This window comes from Nocardioides sp., assembly GCF_044226305.1.
In the GTDB taxonomy this organism is placed as follows: Bacteria; Actinomycetota; Actinomycetes; order Propionibacteriales; family Nocardioidaceae; genus Nocardioides.
Window position 1 is genome coordinate 364595 of record NZ_JBGAHF010000001.1, and the last position, 15480, is coordinate 380074.

The 15480-nt window shown below is 73.3% G+C and carries 18 protein-coding genes; 9 read left to right on the plus strand and 9 right to left on the minus strand.

The features are described 5' to 3' along the window. Nucleotides 1-14 precede the first annotated feature (14 nt). From ACILQ5_RS01895 to ACILQ5_RS01905, 3 genes are all read left to right on the plus strand, one after another. The gene (locus tag ACILQ5_RS01895) at nucleotides 15-446 is read left to right on the plus strand and encodes a MarR family winged helix-turn-helix transcriptional regulator (RefSeq protein ID WP_395656267.1); all 432 of its coding nucleotides are present in this window, start codon (nucleotides 15-17) and stop codon (nucleotides 444-446) included. Beyond that, on the plus strand, nucleotides 443-1666 hold the full coding sequence (locus tag ACILQ5_RS01900; RefSeq protein ID WP_395656268.1) for an MFS transporter: 1224 nt from the start codon (nucleotides 443-445) through the stop codon (nucleotides 1664-1666). The genes ACILQ5_RS01895 and ACILQ5_RS01900 overlap by 4 nt, the downstream gene beginning before the upstream one ends. 350 nt (nucleotides 1667-2016) lie before the next feature. After that, complete coding sequence (locus ACILQ5_RS01905; protein ID WP_395656269.1) at nucleotides 2017-2679, plus strand: slipin family protein; 663 nt, start codon at nucleotides 2017-2019, stop codon at nucleotides 2677-2679. 121 nt (nucleotides 2680-2800) lie between these two features. Here the strand turns inward: ACILQ5_RS01905 and hppD are convergent, their stop codons facing one another. After that, nucleotides 2801-3994, minus strand: a complete 1194-nt coding sequence (gene hppD / locus ACILQ5_RS01910) for a 4-hydroxyphenylpyruvate dioxygenase (RefSeq protein ID WP_395656270.1) — start codon at nucleotides 3992-3994, stop codon at nucleotides 2801-2803. A gap of 82 nt (nucleotides 3995-4076) precedes the next feature. On the opposite strand from hppD, the gene ACILQ5_RS01915 reads away from it, so the two are divergent. The 4 genes from ACILQ5_RS01915 (at nucleotide 4077) to ACILQ5_RS01930 (ending at nucleotide 6842) form a co-directional block, all read left to right on the plus strand. Next, nucleotides 4077-4547: an Lrp/AsnC family transcriptional regulator gene (locus ACILQ5_RS01915; RefSeq protein ID WP_395656271.1), complete on the plus strand. Its 471-nt coding sequence runs from the start codon at nucleotides 4077-4079 to the stop codon at nucleotides 4545-4547. Between the two features lie 19 nt (nucleotides 4548-4566). After that, on the plus strand, nucleotides 4567-4788 hold the full coding sequence (locus ACILQ5_RS01920) for a DUF2007 domain-containing protein (protein WP_395656272.1): 222 nt from the start codon (nucleotides 4567-4569) through the stop codon (nucleotides 4786-4788). 75 nt (nucleotides 4789-4863) lie between these two features. After that, entirely contained in the window at nucleotides 4864-5184 is a 321-nt protein-coding gene (locus tag ACILQ5_RS01925) for an ArsR/SmtB family transcription factor (RefSeq protein WP_395656273.1), read from the plus strand. Continuing rightward, nucleotides 5181-6842, plus strand: a complete 1662-nt coding sequence (locus ACILQ5_RS01930) for a SulP family inorganic anion transporter (protein WP_395656274.1) — start codon at nucleotides 5181-5183, stop codon at nucleotides 6840-6842. The genes ACILQ5_RS01925 and ACILQ5_RS01930 overlap by 4 nt, the downstream gene beginning before the upstream one ends. 4 nt (nucleotides 6843-6846) lie before the next feature. On the opposite strand, the gene ACILQ5_RS01935 is transcribed toward ACILQ5_RS01930, so the two are convergent. From ACILQ5_RS01935 to ACILQ5_RS01945, 3 genes are all read right to left on the minus strand, one after another. Continuing rightward, nucleotides 6847-7497 (minus strand): IclR family transcriptional regulator, encoded by a 651-nt coding sequence (locus ACILQ5_RS01935; protein WP_395656275.1) that lies wholly within the window; start codon nucleotides 7495-7497, stop codon nucleotides 6847-6849. A 19-nt stretch (nucleotides 7498-7516) separates the two neighbouring features. Continuing rightward, on the minus strand, nucleotides 7517-9196 hold the full coding sequence (locus ACILQ5_RS01940; RefSeq protein ID WP_395656315.1) for a DEAD/DEAH box helicase: 1680 nt from the start codon (nucleotides 9194-9196) through the stop codon (nucleotides 7517-7519). Nucleotides 9197-9303: 107 nt separating this feature from the next. After that, entirely contained in the window at nucleotides 9304-9555 is a 252-nt protein-coding gene (locus ACILQ5_RS01945) for a DUF3039 domain-containing protein (protein WP_395656316.1), read from the minus strand. A 73-nt stretch (nucleotides 9556-9628) separates the two neighbouring features. On the opposite strand from ACILQ5_RS01945, the gene ACILQ5_RS01950 reads away from it, so the two are divergent. Beyond that, the gene (locus ACILQ5_RS01950; protein WP_395656276.1) at nucleotides 9629-10366 is read left to right on the plus strand and encodes a PIG-L deacetylase family protein; all 738 of its coding nucleotides are present in this window, start codon (nucleotides 9629-9631) and stop codon (nucleotides 10364-10366) included. 18 nt (nucleotides 10367-10384) lie between these two features. On the opposite strand, the gene ACILQ5_RS01955 is transcribed toward ACILQ5_RS01950, so the two are convergent. Both ACILQ5_RS01955 and ACILQ5_RS01960 read right to left on the minus strand, forming a co-directional pair. Further along, nucleotides 10385-10942, minus strand: a complete 558-nt coding sequence (locus tag ACILQ5_RS01955) for a YqgE/AlgH family protein (protein WP_395656277.1) — start codon at nucleotides 10940-10942, stop codon at nucleotides 10385-10387. A 50-nt stretch (nucleotides 10943-10992) separates the two neighbouring features. Continuing rightward, the gene (locus ACILQ5_RS01960) at nucleotides 10993-11526 is read right to left on the minus strand and encodes a hypothetical protein (protein ID WP_395656278.1); all 534 of its coding nucleotides are present in this window, start codon (nucleotides 11524-11526) and stop codon (nucleotides 10993-10995) included. 135 nt (nucleotides 11527-11661) lie between these two features. Between ACILQ5_RS01960 and ACILQ5_RS01965 the strand changes: the two genes are divergently transcribed. After that, nucleotides 11662-12375, plus strand: coding sequence for a TetR/AcrR family transcriptional regulator (locus ACILQ5_RS01965; RefSeq protein ID WP_395656279.1), 714 nt, complete (start codon nucleotides 11662-11664; stop codon nucleotides 12373-12375). On the opposite strand, the gene ACILQ5_RS01970 is transcribed toward ACILQ5_RS01965, so the two are convergent. The 3 genes from ACILQ5_RS01970 to ACILQ5_RS01980 form a co-directional block, all read right to left on the minus strand. Then, a complete protein-coding gene (locus ACILQ5_RS01970; protein WP_395656280.1) occupies nucleotides 12359-13387 on the minus strand; it encodes a DUF3048 domain-containing protein in 1029 nt (342 codons plus the stop codon). The genes ACILQ5_RS01965 and ACILQ5_RS01970 overlap by 17 nt on opposite strands. A gap of 131 nt (nucleotides 13388-13518) precedes the next feature. Further along, nucleotides 13519-14286 carry an SDR family NAD(P)-dependent oxidoreductase gene (locus tag ACILQ5_RS01975; RefSeq protein WP_395656281.1) on the minus strand — a complete coding sequence of 256 codons (768 nt, stop codon included), beginning with the start codon at nucleotides 14284-14286 and terminating at the stop codon, nucleotides 13519-13521. A 77-nt stretch (nucleotides 14287-14363) separates the two neighbouring features. Continuing rightward, nucleotides 14364-15467 (minus strand): hypothetical protein, encoded by a 1104-nt coding sequence (locus ACILQ5_RS01980; RefSeq protein ID WP_395656282.1) that lies wholly within the window; start codon nucleotides 15465-15467, stop codon nucleotides 14364-14366. Nucleotides 15468-15480: the final 13 nt, after the last annotated feature.

A 15480-nucleotide genomic window follows, 5' to 3' on the forward strand; every position in this document is an offset into this window, starting at 1 on the left:
GCATTATGTCTCTCGTGACCGAAGCAGAGCTCGCCGGCGACCTGGTCGTGCACGCCGCACGCCTGGTCCGCGCCGTACGACGGGACCTCGAGCTGCCCGCCGGCACCCGTCTCGTCTCCCTGCTCGACGAGCACGGCCCGCTGGGGATCTCGCAGCTCGCCGCCCTCGATCGCAGCTCCCAGCCGACGATGTCGGGGGCCGTCGCCCAGCTCGCGGCGCAGGGCTGGGTGTCCAAGGAGCCCAACCCGGCCGACGCCCGGGCCTCCCTGGTCACGCTCACCGACACCGGTCGTGCCGAGCTCGCGCGGATCCGCCGCCGGATCGGCGAGCACGTCGCCGCGCTCGTCGCCGACCACCCCCACCTCACGGGCGAGGACCTCGCCACGGCGGTCGCCGTGCTCGACGCCCTCGTCAACGACACCCGTTCTCGGAAAGGCACCTCGTGAGCTCGTTCCTCAAGCAGCCCCGCGCCGTCTGGGCCGTCGCCTTCGCGTGCGTCATCGCGTTCATGGGCATCGGCCTGGTCGACCCGATCCTCAAGGAGATCGCGGTCCAGCTGGACGCGACCTCGAGCCAGGTCTCGCTCCTGTTCACCAGCTACATGGCGGTCATGGGGGTCTCGATGCTGGTCACCGGCGTCGTCTCGAGCCGGATCGGGCCCAAGCGCACGCTGCTCTCCGGCCTGGTCCTCATCATCGTGTTCGCCGGCCTGGCGGGGATGTCGGACAGCGTCGGCGCCGTCGTCGGCTTCCGCGCGGGCTGGGGGCTGGGCAACGCGCTCTTCGTCGCGACGGCGCTGTCCACGATCGTCAGCGCCTCGAAGGGCTCGGTCGGGCAGGCGATCATCCTGTTCGAGGCCGCACTGGGGCTCGGCATCGCGTCCGGCCCGCTCATCGGCGGCCTGCTCGGCGAGCAGTCCTGGCGCGGCCCGTTCTTCGGGGTGTCCGTGCTGATGACGATCGCCCTGGTCGCGACCGCGTTCTTCCTCCCGGCGACGCCGCCGGAGGGCCGGCGCACCTCGCTCGCCGACCCGTTCCGCGCGCTGCGCCACCCCGCGCTGCTGCTCCTCGCGCTGGTCGCGATCTTCTACAACCTCGGCTTCTTCACGCTGCTGGCCGCCGGGCCGTTCGCCCTGCCGTCCTACGGCATCATGCAGATCGGCTGGACGTTCTTCGGCTGGGGCATCCTGCTGGCGGTCAGCTCGGTGTGGGTGGCGCCGGTGCTGCAGCGCTGGTTCGGCACGATGCCGGCGCTCACCGCCGTGCTGGGTCTCTTCGCCCTCGACCTCGCCGTGATGGCGGTCTACGCCGAGGACGAGTCCGTCGTGACGGCGTGCATCGTGGTCGCGGGCGCCTTCATCGGCGTCAACAACACCCTGGTCACCGAGGCCGTGATGGGAGCCGCTCCCGTCGAGCGGCCGGTCGCGTCCGCGGCGTACTCGTTCGTCCGGTTCACCGGCGGCGCGCTCGGCCCGTTCGTCGCGCTCAAGCTCGCCGAGCACGTCGGCGTGCACGCCCCGTTCTGGTTCGGCGCGGCCGCGGTCACGGTCGGCGTGGTCGTCGTCGCGCTGGGCACCCCCACGATCCGCCGGGCGCTCGACGGCGCCGCGCCCGCACACGGCAGCGAGGCGGAGGCCGAGGCCGAGCTCGTCGGCGACCTCGCCTGACGTCCTGACGCGGGCCGGCCCGTAAACCGGTCGCCCCACCGGGCCCTCGGCGCGTACCGTCGTGGGCCGGTGGGGATCAGCAGCCGGCCAGGTGTGCCTGGGGCCGGTCCTGCGCGTCGTACCCCCTCCGGTTGCCCCTGCACGGGTTCCTCTGGCATACGCGCGATGTGCGCGGGGGTTCGACTCCCCCACCTCAACGGGCGGACGGGCGGGTGCGCGAGCGACCCGCCACCTGTGGCCCGGCCGGTCCGCACGACGGCCGACGCCCCGTGACGAGTCGTGCACCGGCCCGTCCGCCCCGCACCACCCACCACCCAGCAGCACCGACACCGCCTGAAGGAGGTCAGCCCATGTCCCTGTTCCGCACCACCATCACCGTCCAGGCCGGCGAGCGCGCGCTCGAGTACGTCGACGGCACCTGCACCCGGGTCCTCGAGCCCGGGCGCCACCGGCTGGCCCGCCGCGCCCAGGTCCGCCGGGTGCTGGTCCTCGACCGGGTCGAGACCACGGCGCCGCAGGAGGTGCTCACCGCCGACGGCGTCGGCGTGCGCGTCACCGTGGCCGTCCGCTGGGCGGTCGGCGACGCGCGCCGGTTCGTCGAGACGGCGGCCGAGCCGCTCGCGCTCGTCTACCTCGCGGTGCAGGTCGCGCTGCGCGAGGCGCTCGCCGACCTGACCGCCGAGGACGTCGCCCGGCGGGCGCGTCGTACCGTCGGCGAGGCGGTCACCGAGGCCGCCCGAGCGGCCGCCGAGCCCCTCGGCGTCGTCGTGCACGGCACCGTGGTCAAGGACGTGATCCTGCCCCACGAGCTGCGCGAGGCGTACGCCGCGCTGGCCTCGGCCCGCACCCGCGGCCAGGCCCAGCTGGAGGTCGCGCGCGCCGAGACCGCCGCGCTCCGCTCGCTCGCGAACGGGGCCAAGCTGCTCGACGACCACCCGGGCCTGGCCCGGCTCCGCCTGGTGCAGGCGCTGCCACCGGGCTCGCGCGTCGAGCTGGTCGCCCCGAGCGACTGAGCCGCGGACGGGGCGCGACTCGGCGTCCCACCCGGCGCATCAACGCCCCGGCTGCCAGAGGCGGCCGGGGCGTTGCTCCCTCCCGAAGGGAGATCGTGGGGGTCGGGCTCCTCCCGATCGACTACAGGTTCCCGCGGAGCTCCTGCTCGCGCTCGATCGCCTCGAACAGCGCCTTGAAGTTGCCCTTGCCGAAGCCCAGCGAGCCGTGTCGCTCGATGAACTCGTAGAACACGGTAGGCCGGTCGCCCATCGGCTTGGTGAAGATCTGCAGAAGATAGCCGTCCTCGTCGCGGTCGACGAGGATGCCGCGCTTCTTCAGCTCCTCGATCGGCACCCGCACCTCGCCGATCCGGGCGCGCAGCTCCGGGTCGTCGTAGTAGGAGTCGGGGGTGTCGAGGAACTCGATCCCGTTGTCGCGGAGGATGTCGACGCTGCGCAGGATGTCGTTGGTCGCCAGGGCGATGTGCTGGCAGCCGGCGCCATCGTAGAACTCGAGGTACTCGTCGATCTGCGACTTCTTCTTCGCGATCGCCGGCTCGTTGAGCGGGAACTTCACCCGGTGGTTGCCGCTGGCGACCACCTTCGACATCAGCGCGGAGTAGTCGGTGGCGATGTCGTCGCCGATGAACTCGGCCATGTTCGTGAACCCGAGCACCTTGTTGTAGAAGGTGACCCACTCGTCCATCCGACCGAGCTCGACGTTGCCGACGCAGTGGTCGACCGCCTGGAAGAGCCGCTTGGGGTGGCCGGACTGCCGGGTCACGGTCGTCGCCGCCGCCGTGTAGCCGGGCAGGTACGGGCCGTCGTAGCGGGACCGGTCGACCAGGGTGTGCCGGGTCTCGCCGTACGTCGCGATCGCGGCGGTCCGGACGGTGCCGTGCTCGTCGCTCTCGTCGTGGGGCTCGACCAGGATCCGGGCGCCCATCGCGCGGGCATGGTCGATGCAGAGGTCGACGTCGGGCACCTCGAGGGCCAGGTCGACGACGCCGTCGCCGTGCTTGCGGTGGTGGTCGAGGACGGGGCTGTCGGGGGTGACCCCGCCGGTGAACACGAAGCGGGCGCTGCCCGAGCGCAGCACGTAGGACTTGGAGTCGCGGGTGCCGTTCTCGGGGCCGCGGTAGGCCTCGAGGTCCATGCCGAGCGCGAGCTGGTAGAAGGCGGCGGTCTGGGTGGCGTTGCCGACCACGAAACCGACCGCGTCCATCGCGGTGACCGGGAACGGGTCGCGGCTCGCGTCGTACTCCACGAGTCCGACCAGCTCCTTGAGCTGCTCGAGGGTCAGGTCGGCCTTGAGCTCATCGGGTGTGAGAGTCATGGGCGCAGCGTGGGTGTGATCGGGCAACATGTGCAACAGTGGGCCGACACCTTGTGCACTTTGTCCACCCGGGAGGGCTGACGTGGACCAGCTGGACGGCAGGTTGATCGATCTGTTCGCCGCCGACCCACGCGTCGGCGTCCTCGAGGCTTCCCGCCGGCTCGGCGTCGCCCGCGGGACGGTCCAGGCCCGCCTGGACAAGCTGACCGCGGCCGGCGTGATCACCGGGTGGGGCCCCGACCTCTCCCCCGAGGCGCTCGGCTTCCCGGTCACGGCGTTCCTGACCCTGGAGATCCGCCAGGAGACCAGCCAGGGCGGGCACGACGCCGTGGGGGCGCACCTGGCCGGCATCGCCGAGGTGCTCGAGGCGCACACCATCACCGGCGCCGGCGACATGTGGGCCCGGGTCGTCGCGCGCTCCAACGCCGACCTCCAGCGGGTCATCGACCGGGTGCTCGAGCACCCCGCGATCGTGCGCTCCTCGACGGTGATCGCGCTCGCGACCCAGGTGCCCTACCGCGTGCGCCCGCTGGCGCGGACGGTCACCCGCTGAGGCGGGCTAGGCTCGCGGCATGGTCGAGCTGGTCCGCACGAACGACCCCGCCCTCATCTCGGTGGTCGAGGGGCTGCTGCTCAGCGCCGAGATCCCCTACCAGGTCACCGACCGCAACATGAGCACCATCGAGGGCAGCATCCTCGTCATCCAGGTGCGCGTGCTGGTGCCCGACGACCGGATCGACGAGGCGCGCGAGCTGCTCACCGACGCCGAGCTCGGCGGCTGGATCACCACCTGACCCCTCGCCCGGCCGACGGCTCGTCGTTCTCCACCATGACTTGAACATGTTTTCACATGCTGTAGCCTTCAGCCCATGGGTGTGCCGCTGTACGAGGCGAAGGCCGAGTTCTTCAAGACGCTGGGCCACCCGGCGCGGATCCGGATCCTCGAGCTCCTCGCCGAGCGCGACCACGCGGTGCACGAGCTGCTCGAGGCGATCGAGATCGAGCCCAGCAACCTGTCCCACCAGCTCGCCGTCCTGCGGCGTACGTCGTTGGTCGTCTCGCGCCGCCACGGGGGTGAGGTCACCTACTCGCTGAGCGCTCCCGAGGTCCGCGACCTCCTGCTCGCCGCCCGCAGCATCCTGGTCGGCCTGGTGCACGTCGATCCCGAGCCGGCGCCGTCGTCGCGGTGACGGGCGTCCCGGCCCGCGTCGCCGCCCTGCTGCCACGACGCACCGACTGGACGCGCGCCGACCTGCGCCGCGACCCCGTGGCCGGGGTCATGGTGGGGCTGGTCGCGCTGCCCCTGGCGCTGGGCTTCGGCGTGAGCTCGGGACTGGGAGCCGGCGCCGGGCTGGTCACCGCGATCGTGGCCGGCGCCCTCGCGGCGGTCTTCGGCGGCAGCCGGGTGCAGGTCAGCGGCCCGACCGGCGCCATGACGGTCGTCCTCGTCCCGATCGTCGCCCAGCACGGAGCGGACGGCGTGCTCGTGGTCGGCCTGATGGCCGGGCTCCTCCTGGTCGGGCTCGGCGGCCTGGGGGCCGGCCGGTTCATCCGGTACGTGCCGGTGCCCGTCGTCGAGGGATTCACCCTCGGGATCGCCGCCATCATCGCGCTCCAGCAGGTCCCGGCCGCCCTCGGCACCGACGTGCACGCCGAGAAGGTGCCGGCCCTCGCGGTGCGGTCGGTGGCGGCGTTCGCGCGCGACCCGCAGTGGGTCACCCTCGCCCTGACCGCGACCGTGGTGGCCGCGATCCTCGTCCTGGGTCGGCTCCGGCCCAACTGGCCGGGGCCGTTGGTCGTCGTGGCCCTGGCCACGGTCGCGAACGTCGCCTTCTCCTGGGGCGCGACCGCGATCGGCACCATCCCCCGCGGGCTGCCGGCACCGAGCATCCCGACCGTGCCGTTCTCCGACCTCGACGCGCTCCTGCTCCCGGCGGTCGCCGTCGCCGCGCTGGCGGCGCTCGAGAGCCTGCTGTCGGCGACGGTCGCCGACGGCATGGCGGTCGGCGAGCGGCACGATCCCGACCGCGAGCTCGTCGGACAGGGCATCGCCAACCTCGCCGCTCCCCTGTTCGGCGGCCTGCCCGCCACGGCGGCCATCGCGCGGACCGCGGTCAACGTCCGGTCCGGTGCGGTCTCGCGCCTGGCCTCGCTGACCCACGCGGTCTTCCTGCTCGTCGTGGTCCTGGTGGCTGCCCGCTGGGTCGAGGAGATCCCGCTGGCAGCACTGGCCGGCGTCCTGATCGCCACCGCCGTCCAGATGGTCCGGGTCTCGAGCGTGTCGACCCTCGTCCGGTCGACCCGGGGCGACGCGCTGATCCTGGTCGTCACGGCCACGGCCACCCTCGCCCTGGACCTGGTGACCGCCGTCATCCTCGGTCTCGTGGTCGCCGGTTTCGTGGCCCTGCAGCAGACCGCGCGCACCGCACGGCTCGAGGAGACGCCGTTCGACGACGCCGACCACACCGACCACACCGCCGAGGAGCGCGCGCTGCTCGACGACCACGTCGTCGCGTACCGCCTGGAGGGGCCGCTCTTCTTCGCCGCCGCCCACGACTTCCTGCTCGAGCTCTCCGACGTCGGCGACGTCCGGGTCGTCATCCTGCGCATGTCCCGGGTCACCACGCTGGACGCGACCGGCGCGCACGTCCTGGCCGACACGATCAGCCGGCTCGAGAGCCGCGGCACGACCGTGCTGCTCTCCGGGGTGCGGCCCGAGCACGAACGGGTCCTCCGCGAGCTCGGGGTGCACCGCGAGCTCGCCGACGCACGCCACCTGTTCGCGAGCACGCCCGACGCGATCGCCCACGCCCGGCAGCACGCGTCGCGCGGTCGTCCCGGCGCCTGACCGGTCAGGACAGGCGCGCAGCGACGTCGGCCGCGGCCCGCAGGACCACGGGCGCGACGGCCTCGACGTCGATCTCACCGATCGTCACGATGCCGACGCTGGCCGCGAGGCCGTCGACGCCGAGGACGGGTGCGGCCAGCCCGGACGCACCGGGCTGGAGCTCGCCCTGGGTGACCGCGACCCGAGGGCCGGTCTGCTTCGCGGTCCGGCCCTCCCGCCCGAGCAGGATCGCCTTGCCCGCCGCGCCGCGGTCGAGGCGGTGCCGGGAGCCGACGCGGTAGCTCACGTGGAAATCGGTCCAGGACGGCTCGACGACGGCCAGCGCCAGCGCCTCCTCGCCGTCGGCGACGGTCAGGTGGGCGGTGCAGCCGACGGCCTCGGCGAGCTCGCGCAGCACGGGTACGGCGAGGTCGCGCAGCACCGGCTGGACGGCCGAGGCGAGGTGCAGCACCCCGAGGCCGAGGTGCAGGCGGCCGCGGGGGTCGCGACGGACCAGGGCGTGCTGCTCGAGGGTGCCGACCAGCCGGTAGACCACGGTGCGGTTGACCTCGAGCCGGGCGGCCAGCTCGGTGACCGTCAGGCCGTCGGTCACCCCGGCGAGGACGTCGAGGACGCGCAGCCCGCGGTCCAGGGTCTGGGAGGTCTCGGCCGGCACGTCGTCGAGCGTAACGACGTCAGGAGCTCTTGCGCAGCGCCCACTCGCGCAGCCGGTCGATGCGCGCGTGCAGCTGCTCGGCGGTCGCGACCGCCGCCGCCGGGCCGCCGCACTCCTTGCGGAGGGCGGCGTGCGTGATGCCGTGCGCCTGGCCGGTGCGGTGGTGCCAGGCCGCGACCAGGCCGTTGAGCTCGCGGCGCAGCACCGCCAGCTGCTCGTGGGTCGAGACCTCGGTCAGCGAGTCGGCAGCCTCCTCGGCCCGCGTCGCCTTCTGCTTCCTGGCCCGCTCGCTCTGCCGGTGGTGGAGCAGCTCGCGCATCTGGTCGGGCTCGAGCAGCCCGGGGATGCCCAGGAAGTCCATCTCCTCCTCCGAGCCGACGTGCACCTCGCCGGAGTGGCCGAACTCGCCACCGTCGTAGAGCACCCGGTCGAACCGGGCCTCCGAGCCGAGCGCCTCGAAGGAGGCGAGCAGGTCGTCGGAGGCGCCCTCCCCGGCGTTCGCCTGGGCAAGCAGGTCGTTCTCGGCGGCGAAGATGTCGGCGTCGTCGGTGATGCGGCGGCCGAGGACGTGGTCGCGCTCGACCTCCATCTCCGAGGCGTGGCCGAGGAGCGTGGGCACCGAGGGCAGGAAGATCGACGCGGACTCACCGCGGCCACGGGCCCGCACGAAACGGCCGACCGCCTGGGCGAAGAACAGCGGGGTCGCGGTGGTCGTGGCGTAGACGCCGACCGCGAGCCGCGGCACGTCGACGCCCTCGGAGACCATCCGGACCGCGACCATCCAGCGCCGGTCGCTGGTCGTGAACTCCGCGATCCGCTTCGACGCGAGCTTCTCGTCCGAGAGGACGACGGTCGCGGGCTCCCCTGTGATCTGCTTGAGCAGCTTGGCGTAGGCGCGTGCGGAGTCCTGGTCGGTGGCGATCACCAGGCCGCCGGCGTCCGGCACGTGCCGGCGCACCTCGGTGAGGCGCTTGTCCGCGGCCGCGAGCACCGCCGGCATCCACGACCCACCCGGGTCGAGCGCGGTGCGCAGCGCCTGGTTGGTCATGTCCTTGGTCAGCGGCTCGCCGAGCCGCGCGGCGATCTCGTCACCGGCCCGGGTGCGCCACTGCATCTCGCCGGAGTAGGCCAGGAACAGCACCGGCCGCACGACGTGGTCGGCCAGTGCGTGGGCGTAGCCGTAGGTGAAGTCCGCGACCGACCGCGGCACCCCGTCGTCGCCGGGTGCGTAGCTGACGAACGGGATCGGGTTCACGTCGGAGCGGAACGGCGTGCCGGTCAGCGCCAGGCGCCGGGTCGCCGGCTCGAACGCCTCGCGCACGCCCTCGCCCCACGAGAGCGCGTCGCCGGCGTGGTGCACCTCGTCGAGAATGACCAGGGTCTTGAACCGCTCGGTGCGGATCCGCATCGCCAGCGGGTTGACCGCCACGCCGGCGTAGGTCACCGCGATGCCGACGAAGTCCTGGGACGTGCGGCCCTTGCCGGCGGCGTACGCCGGGTCGATCGGCATGCCGGCGCGGGCGGCGGCCTCGGCCCACTGGAGCTTGAGGTGCTCGGTCGGCGCGACGATCGTGACCCGGTCGACGATCCGCCGGCCGAGGAGCTCGGCGGCGACCGAGAGGGCGAAGGTCGTCTTGCCGGCGCCCGGGGTCGCGACCGCGAGGAAGTCGCGCGGGTGGTCGGCGAAGTACTGCTGCATCGCCGCGGTCTGCCAGGCGCGCAGCGAGGTGGCCGTGCCCCAGGCCGCGCGCTCCGGCCAGGCCGGGGTCAGCGCGTGGGGGCGGGGGTCGGCCTCGGGCCGGCCCGTCACTCGCGGTCGCCCGCGTCGTCCTTGAGGGACTCCCAGACTTCCTTGCACTCCGGGCAGACGGGGAACTTCTCCGGGGCCCGGCTCGGGACCCAGACCTTCCCGCAGAGGGCGACCACCGGGGTGCCCATCACCATCGCCTCGGTGAGCTTGTCCTTCTCCACGTAGTGGGAGAACCGCTCGTGGTCACCCTCGTCGGTCGGGACGGTCCGACGGTCCTCGCGGACGTCGGTGTCGGTCGAGAAGCCGATGGTGGTCACGGCCCCAAGGGTACGACACCGCCGCCGCTCGACACCGCGGTCCGGTGAGGTGTTCACTCCACCCGTGCTTCCCGACGTGGACCCTCGTCACGATCCCCCGCGTCTGCTCCTGGCGGTCGCGCACCCCGACGACGAGACCTTCGGCTGCGGGTCGGTGCTCGCCCACGCCGCGAGCCTCGGCTGGGAGACCACCGTCCTCTGTGCGACCCGGGGCGAGGCCGGCGAGCCGGCGCCCGGCTTCGACCTCGGCGGTCGGTCGCTGGCAGAGCACCGCGAGGAGGAGCTGCGCGCCGCCGCGCGGCTGCTGGGGGTCGGCCGGCTGGTGCTGCTCGACCTCGTCGACTCCGGCATGGACGGCGACCCGCCGCCCGGGTCGCTGTGCGCCGCCGACCCGGCCACGGTCACCGAGGCGGTGCGAGCCGTCGCCGCGGAGGTCGAGCCGGACGTCGTGCTCAGCCTCGACGCCGCCGACGGCCACCGCGACCACGCGCGGGTCCGGGACGCCGCGGTCACCGTCGCTGCCGAGCGCGGGGTGCCGGCGTACCTCCAGGCGCTGCCCCGCAGCCTGATGGACCGCTGGGTCGCGCACATGGTCGAGGCCCGCCCGGAGATGGCACACCTGCAGTACGCCGACCTCGGCACGCCCGACGACGAGATCGCCGTGACCCTGGACGGCTCCGCCCACCTCGCCGTGCGGGAGCAGGCGATCGCGCTGCACGCCTCGCAGACCTCCCCGTTCGAGGGGCTGCCCCCGGACCTCCGGCGCGACTTCCTGGCCCGGGACCACCTGGTCCGCGCCTGAGACCCGGGGACGCGGCCGCTAGTTGAGCTCCGGGTCGATCGGCCGCGTGGAGTGCCAGGCCAGCTCCCCCGGCTGCCGGCGCAGCACGTCGCGCCACAGGTCGGCGGGGTCGAGCCGGAACACGTCGGCGACCTGGCCCGGGACGACGTACCAGCTGCCCTCCTCGATCTCGTCGACGAGCTGCTCGGCGCCCCAGCCGGCGTACCCGGCGAAGATGCGCAGCCCCTCCAGGCTGCCCTCGAGCAGCTCCAGGGGGGTGTCGAGGTCCACCAGCCCGAGCCGGCCGTCGAGGGCGCGGAAGCCGACGGGCACGTCCTCCTCGGTGCGCAGGGTCGCGACCGCGAGCGCGCCCTGGGTGCTCACCGGGCCGCCCTGGAAGAAGACCTCGGGCTCGGCGACGAGCTCGCCCCAGCCCTCCAGCACCTCCGAGACCGGCACCCCGGAAGGCCGGTTGAGGACGACCCCGAGGGCGCCGTCGTCGTCGACGTCGAGCAGCAGCACCACGGTGTCGGCGAAGTTCGGGTCGAGGAGGGCAGGAGTGGCGACCAGCAGCATGCCGGCCCGCGCCTCGGTCATGGCTCCATCATGGCCCACCGCGGTGCGCGACGGGCAGGGGTCCGCGCGGATCAGGCCGCGGCGAGCGCGGCCTTGAGCCGGTCGAGCAGACCCGGCTGCGGGGCCCGGCGCTGACCCGGTGCGAGCACCGGACGGTACGTCGCCCGGGCGCGGCTCTCGATGGCCGCGCCGATCCGGGCGGCGACGTCGTCGGGGGCGCTGACCCGGCCGGACATCATCGCCAGCATGGTCCGCTCCTTGGCGGCCGACTTGGCCATCGCCTCCGCCATCGCGGGGTCGCTCGGCTCGGCGCGGTAGTGGTCGACCACCGCCAGGACGCCAGGGAGCTCGTCGGCGGTCGCGTGCCACGCGGCCACGACGGCGTCCTCGAGGTCCATCGGCTGGTGCATCAGCTCCCGGTCGATCCGTCCGGCCAGCCGGGTGTGCCAGCGCAGCTGGAGGGCACCGAGCAGGGCGAGCTCGTCGCCGAAGGTCTCGCGGACGCCGGTGACGTCCATCGGCAGCCGGCCGTCGCGGCGCTCGTCGACGGCGGCGATCACGTCGCGGAGGATCTCCCCGCGGGAGTGGTAGGACTTCCAGGTCATGAGGAATGCTCCTTCGCAAGACTCACGTACTGTCAGTACGTACCCAAAGTATGCCGCCGTACTCACGGTATGCAAACGCGCCCTCCGGTGATCCGGATCACCCGTACCGACGGTCGGTACTAGGCTCCCGGGACTATGAGCAAGTCCTCGGTCAGCAAGCTCGTCCCGAAGGTCCCGGGCGTCCCCGGCACCTCCCGGCGCCAGCAGTACTCCGCCTCGACGAAGCGGGCCCTGGTCGACGTGGCCGAGGAGCTGTTCACCGAGAACGGCTACGCCGCGACCTCCCTGGACGCCATCGTGGCCGGCGCCCGGGTCACCAAGGGGGCGCTCTACCACCACTTCAGCGGCAAGCAGGCGCTCTTCGAGGCGGTCTTCGAGCGGGTCGAGAACGACGCCTCCCGGGCGATCCAGCGGGCGCTCAAGGGCCGCAAGGACCCGTGGGAGAAGGCGACCGCCGGGCTGCGCGCCTTCCTCGAGGTGGTCCAGGAGGCGCGCTACCGGCGGATCGTGATCCAGGAGGGGCCGTCGGTCCTCGGCTACGAGCGGTTCCGCGAGCAGGAGGAGCGATCGACCTTCGCCAACGTGCTCGAGATCGTGCGCGCCGTGCTCGCCGCCGGCACGTGGGAGCTCGACGAGGACCTGACCCAGACCTTCGCGCGGATCTTCTTCGGCGCCATGTCCTCGGCCGGTGAGTCGGTCTCCGGGGCGGAGGACCCGGTGCTCGCGGCCGCCAACGTCGAGACCGCGATCGGGTTCATCCTGGCCGGGTTCCAGGCCCTCGCCGAGGGGGGCGTCGAGCTGCCCGCCCCCACGCTCGGCGGGGTGGTCGGCACTACTTCTGGTACGTGACGTTCCCGCCGGCCGCCGGCACCAGCTCGATCCAGGTGTGGCCGGCCGGCACCGTGAGGTCGCCGGCCTTCGTCGAGAGCGAGATCGGGGACCCGAGGTCCTTCTTCTCCCAGGTCCCGCGCACCAGGCGACCGTCGTGGAAGACCATCGCCTCGCCCTTGCCGGTGAACTTGGTCTCCGGCACCGGGTTGCCGGCCGGGTCGAGGTAGCCGGCGTCGCCGACCTGGACCCGCAGCACGAGCACCGTGTCGGCCGGGAAGGTGTCCCCCGAGCCGGCGTAGGTGTTCTCGTTGACGTAGCCCTTGCCGTCATAGGTCCAGCTCGTCGTGTGGCCGCCGCCGAAGGTCGCCGCGATCGACTTCGCGGGCTGACCCTGCGGGAAATCGTCCTCGCTGCCCCACGGCAGGTAGTCGGCCGGCCGCTCGGGCTCGTCGAGCTGGGCCTCGGTGGCGACGTCCTGGAGGTTCGCGAACAGGTTGTACGGCGCGACACGCGAGCTGTCGCGCTCGAAGCCGTTCGAGCCCTCGGCGTAGAACGAGATGCCGGCGTCCTTGATCCGGCCGATCGTCACGCCCGCTGCACCGCTCGTCGCGATGGTCGCATCGACCGGGGAGACGATCCCGATGTCGCTCGCGCGCATCGAGCGCACCGGACCGACCAGGTCGGGGATGTCGGAGTAGTAGAACGCCGCGAGCCGGGTCAGCCCGCCCTCGACGAGCTCCTCGACGACCAGGTCGGCCGAGCCGAGGCCGACCTGCGGCGCGCTGGCCTCGGTGTTGTCCATCTTGGCGACGATCACCGGGTGGTCCTGGGCCGCCTCCTCGTCGCCGCTCACGGGCAGGCCGGTCAGCGGCCAGCTCGAGGAGAGCTCGTCGGCGCCGGCGACCTGCTGCGCCGCCGGGGTCTCGTCCCCCGAGTCGTCGCTGCCGCCGCCGCAGCCGGCGAGCGCGAGGCTCGCTGCCACGAGGACGACCGCCAGGGACCGGGGGTGGGACAGGTGGGCACGGCGCACGGGATCGCTCCGTTTCGTGATTCTCAAGTGTTCTGGTCGACTTCCAGTGTGCAGGCGCTCGCCAGCCCGGGCGGGGAGGCGCGCCCGGAGCGGGAGCGCGGACCGCCTGGGGCTCGACGCGCCGGTCGCAGCTAGCCGAGCTTGGCGCCGCCGTCGACGTACAGCGTCTGGCCGGTGACGTACGACGCCTCGTCGCTGCACAGGAACGCGGCAGCGGCCGCGATGTCCTCGGGGTAGCCGACCCGCTTGACCGGGTTCGCCTCGGCGCTCATCTCGCGCAGCTGCTCGGGCTCGAGCTTGAGCCGGCGCGCGGTGTCGTCGGTCATCTCGGTCACGATGAAGCCCGGCGCGATCGCGTTGGCGTTGATGCCGAAGGGGCCGAGCTCGATGCCGAGGGTGCGGGTGAAGCCCTGCACGCCCATCTTGGCGGCCGAGTAGTTGGCCTGCCCGCGGTTGCCGAGCGCGGACACGCTCGAGAGGTTGAGGATCTTGCCGTACCGCTGGGCGACGAAGTGCTTCTGGGCCGCCCGGGTCATGAGGAACGCACCGCGCAGGTGGACGTTCATCACCAGGTCCCAGTCGTCCTCGGTCATCTTGAACAGCAGGTTGTCGCGGGTGATCCCGGCGTTGTTCACCAGGACGTGGATGCCGCCCAGCTCGGCGACGACGCGCTCGACCGCCGCCTCGGCGGAGGCGGCGTCACTGACGTCGCACCCGATGCCGACGGACTTCGCACCGTCGACGAGCGGCAGCCTCGCGGCGGCGTCGGCCGCGCTCGCCTCGTCGAGGTCGAGGACGGCGACCGAGGCGCCCTCCTCCGCGAACCGCGTCGCGGTCCCGAATCCGATGCCGCGCGCGGCACCGGTGACGACAACAACCCGTCCGTCAAAACGGCCCATGGAATGTGGCTCCTCGTGGTCCGACGAGCCCGAGGGTCGGACCCGTCGGAACCACACCATAGGCGACGGCGAACCGGTCAGTAGCCGAGGGGTTGGCGCTCGCCGTGGGCGAGGACCGCGCCGAAGTCCTCCGACCGGGGCAGGCGGACCAGCGTCCGCTCGTGCCCGGTCGCCGGGTCGAGGCGCGCGATCACCGAGCGGGGAGCGGCTCCCTCGCAGCTCTGCGCGTGCTGGACCACCAGCCGGTCCCGGGTGCCGCCGAGGAGCAGGACGTTGCCGACCGCGCCCGGCACGTCGACCGGGGTCACCCGCCCGCCGCGCTCCCTCCTCCCGAGGAACTGCTCGCCGCAGCCGCCGGCGACCTGGACGTAGAGGCCGCCGTCGATCCGACGCGCGTCGAGGTGCCCCAGGTCGCCGTCGCCCGCGTCGTGCCGGCTGGTGAGCCGCCGGAAGTCGCCGGTCGCCAGGTCCAGCAGGGCCAGGTCCGCGCCGCAGGTGAGCAGGGCCCGGTCGCCGCCCCACCAGCGCACCGGCTGGCAGCGGCCGTCGACGGCGACCCGTCGTACGACGGAGCCGTCGGTCGCCGAGAGCACCCGCATCACCCGGGCGCGCCAGTGCGCGCCGTTGGTCAGCAGGGTCGACCCGTCGAGCGACGGGAGCAGGGTGCCGGTCATCCGGGCGGCCAGCCGGGTACGGGTGCCGTCGCGGGCCACGAGGGAGAGCGGCTCGCCGGTGCGGTCGCCGAACGCGGCGACCAGGAGCCCGCCGGTGTCCGGGGAGAGCACGACCGACGCGGCGTCGGACGGGACCCGGGTCGTCATCGACCACCCAGTCACGACGTCGACGGTGATCGCTCGCTGGTGGCCCTCGCGGCCGGTGAGCAGCAGCGCGGTGCTGCCGTCGGGCGACCAGTCGACCAGGCGCATGGTGCGGTAGCCGCCGGCCGGCCGGGACAGGACGACGTGCTGCGTGCCGTCGCGGTCGACGAGGACGAGGCGCTGCCGGGCGGGCTCGACGCCGTGGTCGCCGCGGGTCCCGTGGTCGACCAGGGCGAGGTAGGAGCCGGGGCCCGGGACGGACGGGTCGCGCCGGCCCGGCGGCTCGGCCGTCGGCGCTGCCACCGCCGGCGCGGCGAGAAGGGTGAGGAGGAGGGTCAGGATCCCGAGAATGCGTGCGCTCATGCCCGGGAGACGC

Coding starts and splice junctions, on each gene's coding strand:
- ACILQ5_RS01920 (WP_395656272.1), top strand. CDS start 4,567: ATGGTCGAGCTGGTCCGCACGAACGACCCCGCCCTCATCTCGGTGGTC.
- ACILQ5_RS01940 (WP_395656315.1), bottom strand. CDS start 9,196: ATGCAGCAGTACTTCGCCGACCACCCGCGCGACTTCCTCGCGGTCGCG.
- ACILQ5_RS01955 (WP_395656277.1), bottom strand. CDS start 10,942: ATGACCGAGGCGCGGGCCGGCATGCTGCTGGTCGCCACTCCTGCCCTC.
- ACILQ5_RS01980 (WP_395656282.1), bottom strand. CDS start 15,467: ATGAGCGCACGCATTCTCGGGATCCTGACCCTCCTCCTCACCCTTCTC.
- ACILQ5_RS01905 (WP_395656269.1), top strand. CDS start 2,017: ATGTCCCTGTTCCGCACCACCATCACCGTCCAGGCCGGCGAGCGCGCG.
- ACILQ5_RS01925 (WP_395656273.1), top strand. CDS start 4,864: ATGGGTGTGCCGCTGTACGAGGCGAAGGCCGAGTTCTTCAAGACGCTG.
- ACILQ5_RS01975 (WP_395656281.1), bottom strand. CDS start 14,286: ATGGGCCGTTTTGACGGACGGGTTGTTGTCGTCACCGGTGCCGCGCGC.
- ACILQ5_RS01965 (WP_395656279.1), top strand. CDS start 11,662: ATGAGCAAGTCCTCGGTCAGCAAGCTCGTCCCGAAGGTCCCGGGCGTC.
- ACILQ5_RS01960 (WP_395656278.1), bottom strand. CDS start 11,526: ATGACCTGGAAGTCCTACCACTCCCGCGGGGAGATCCTCCGCGACGTG.
- hppD (WP_395656270.1), bottom strand. CDS start 3,994: ATGACTCTCACACCCGATGAGCTCAAGGCCGACCTGACCCTCGAGCAG.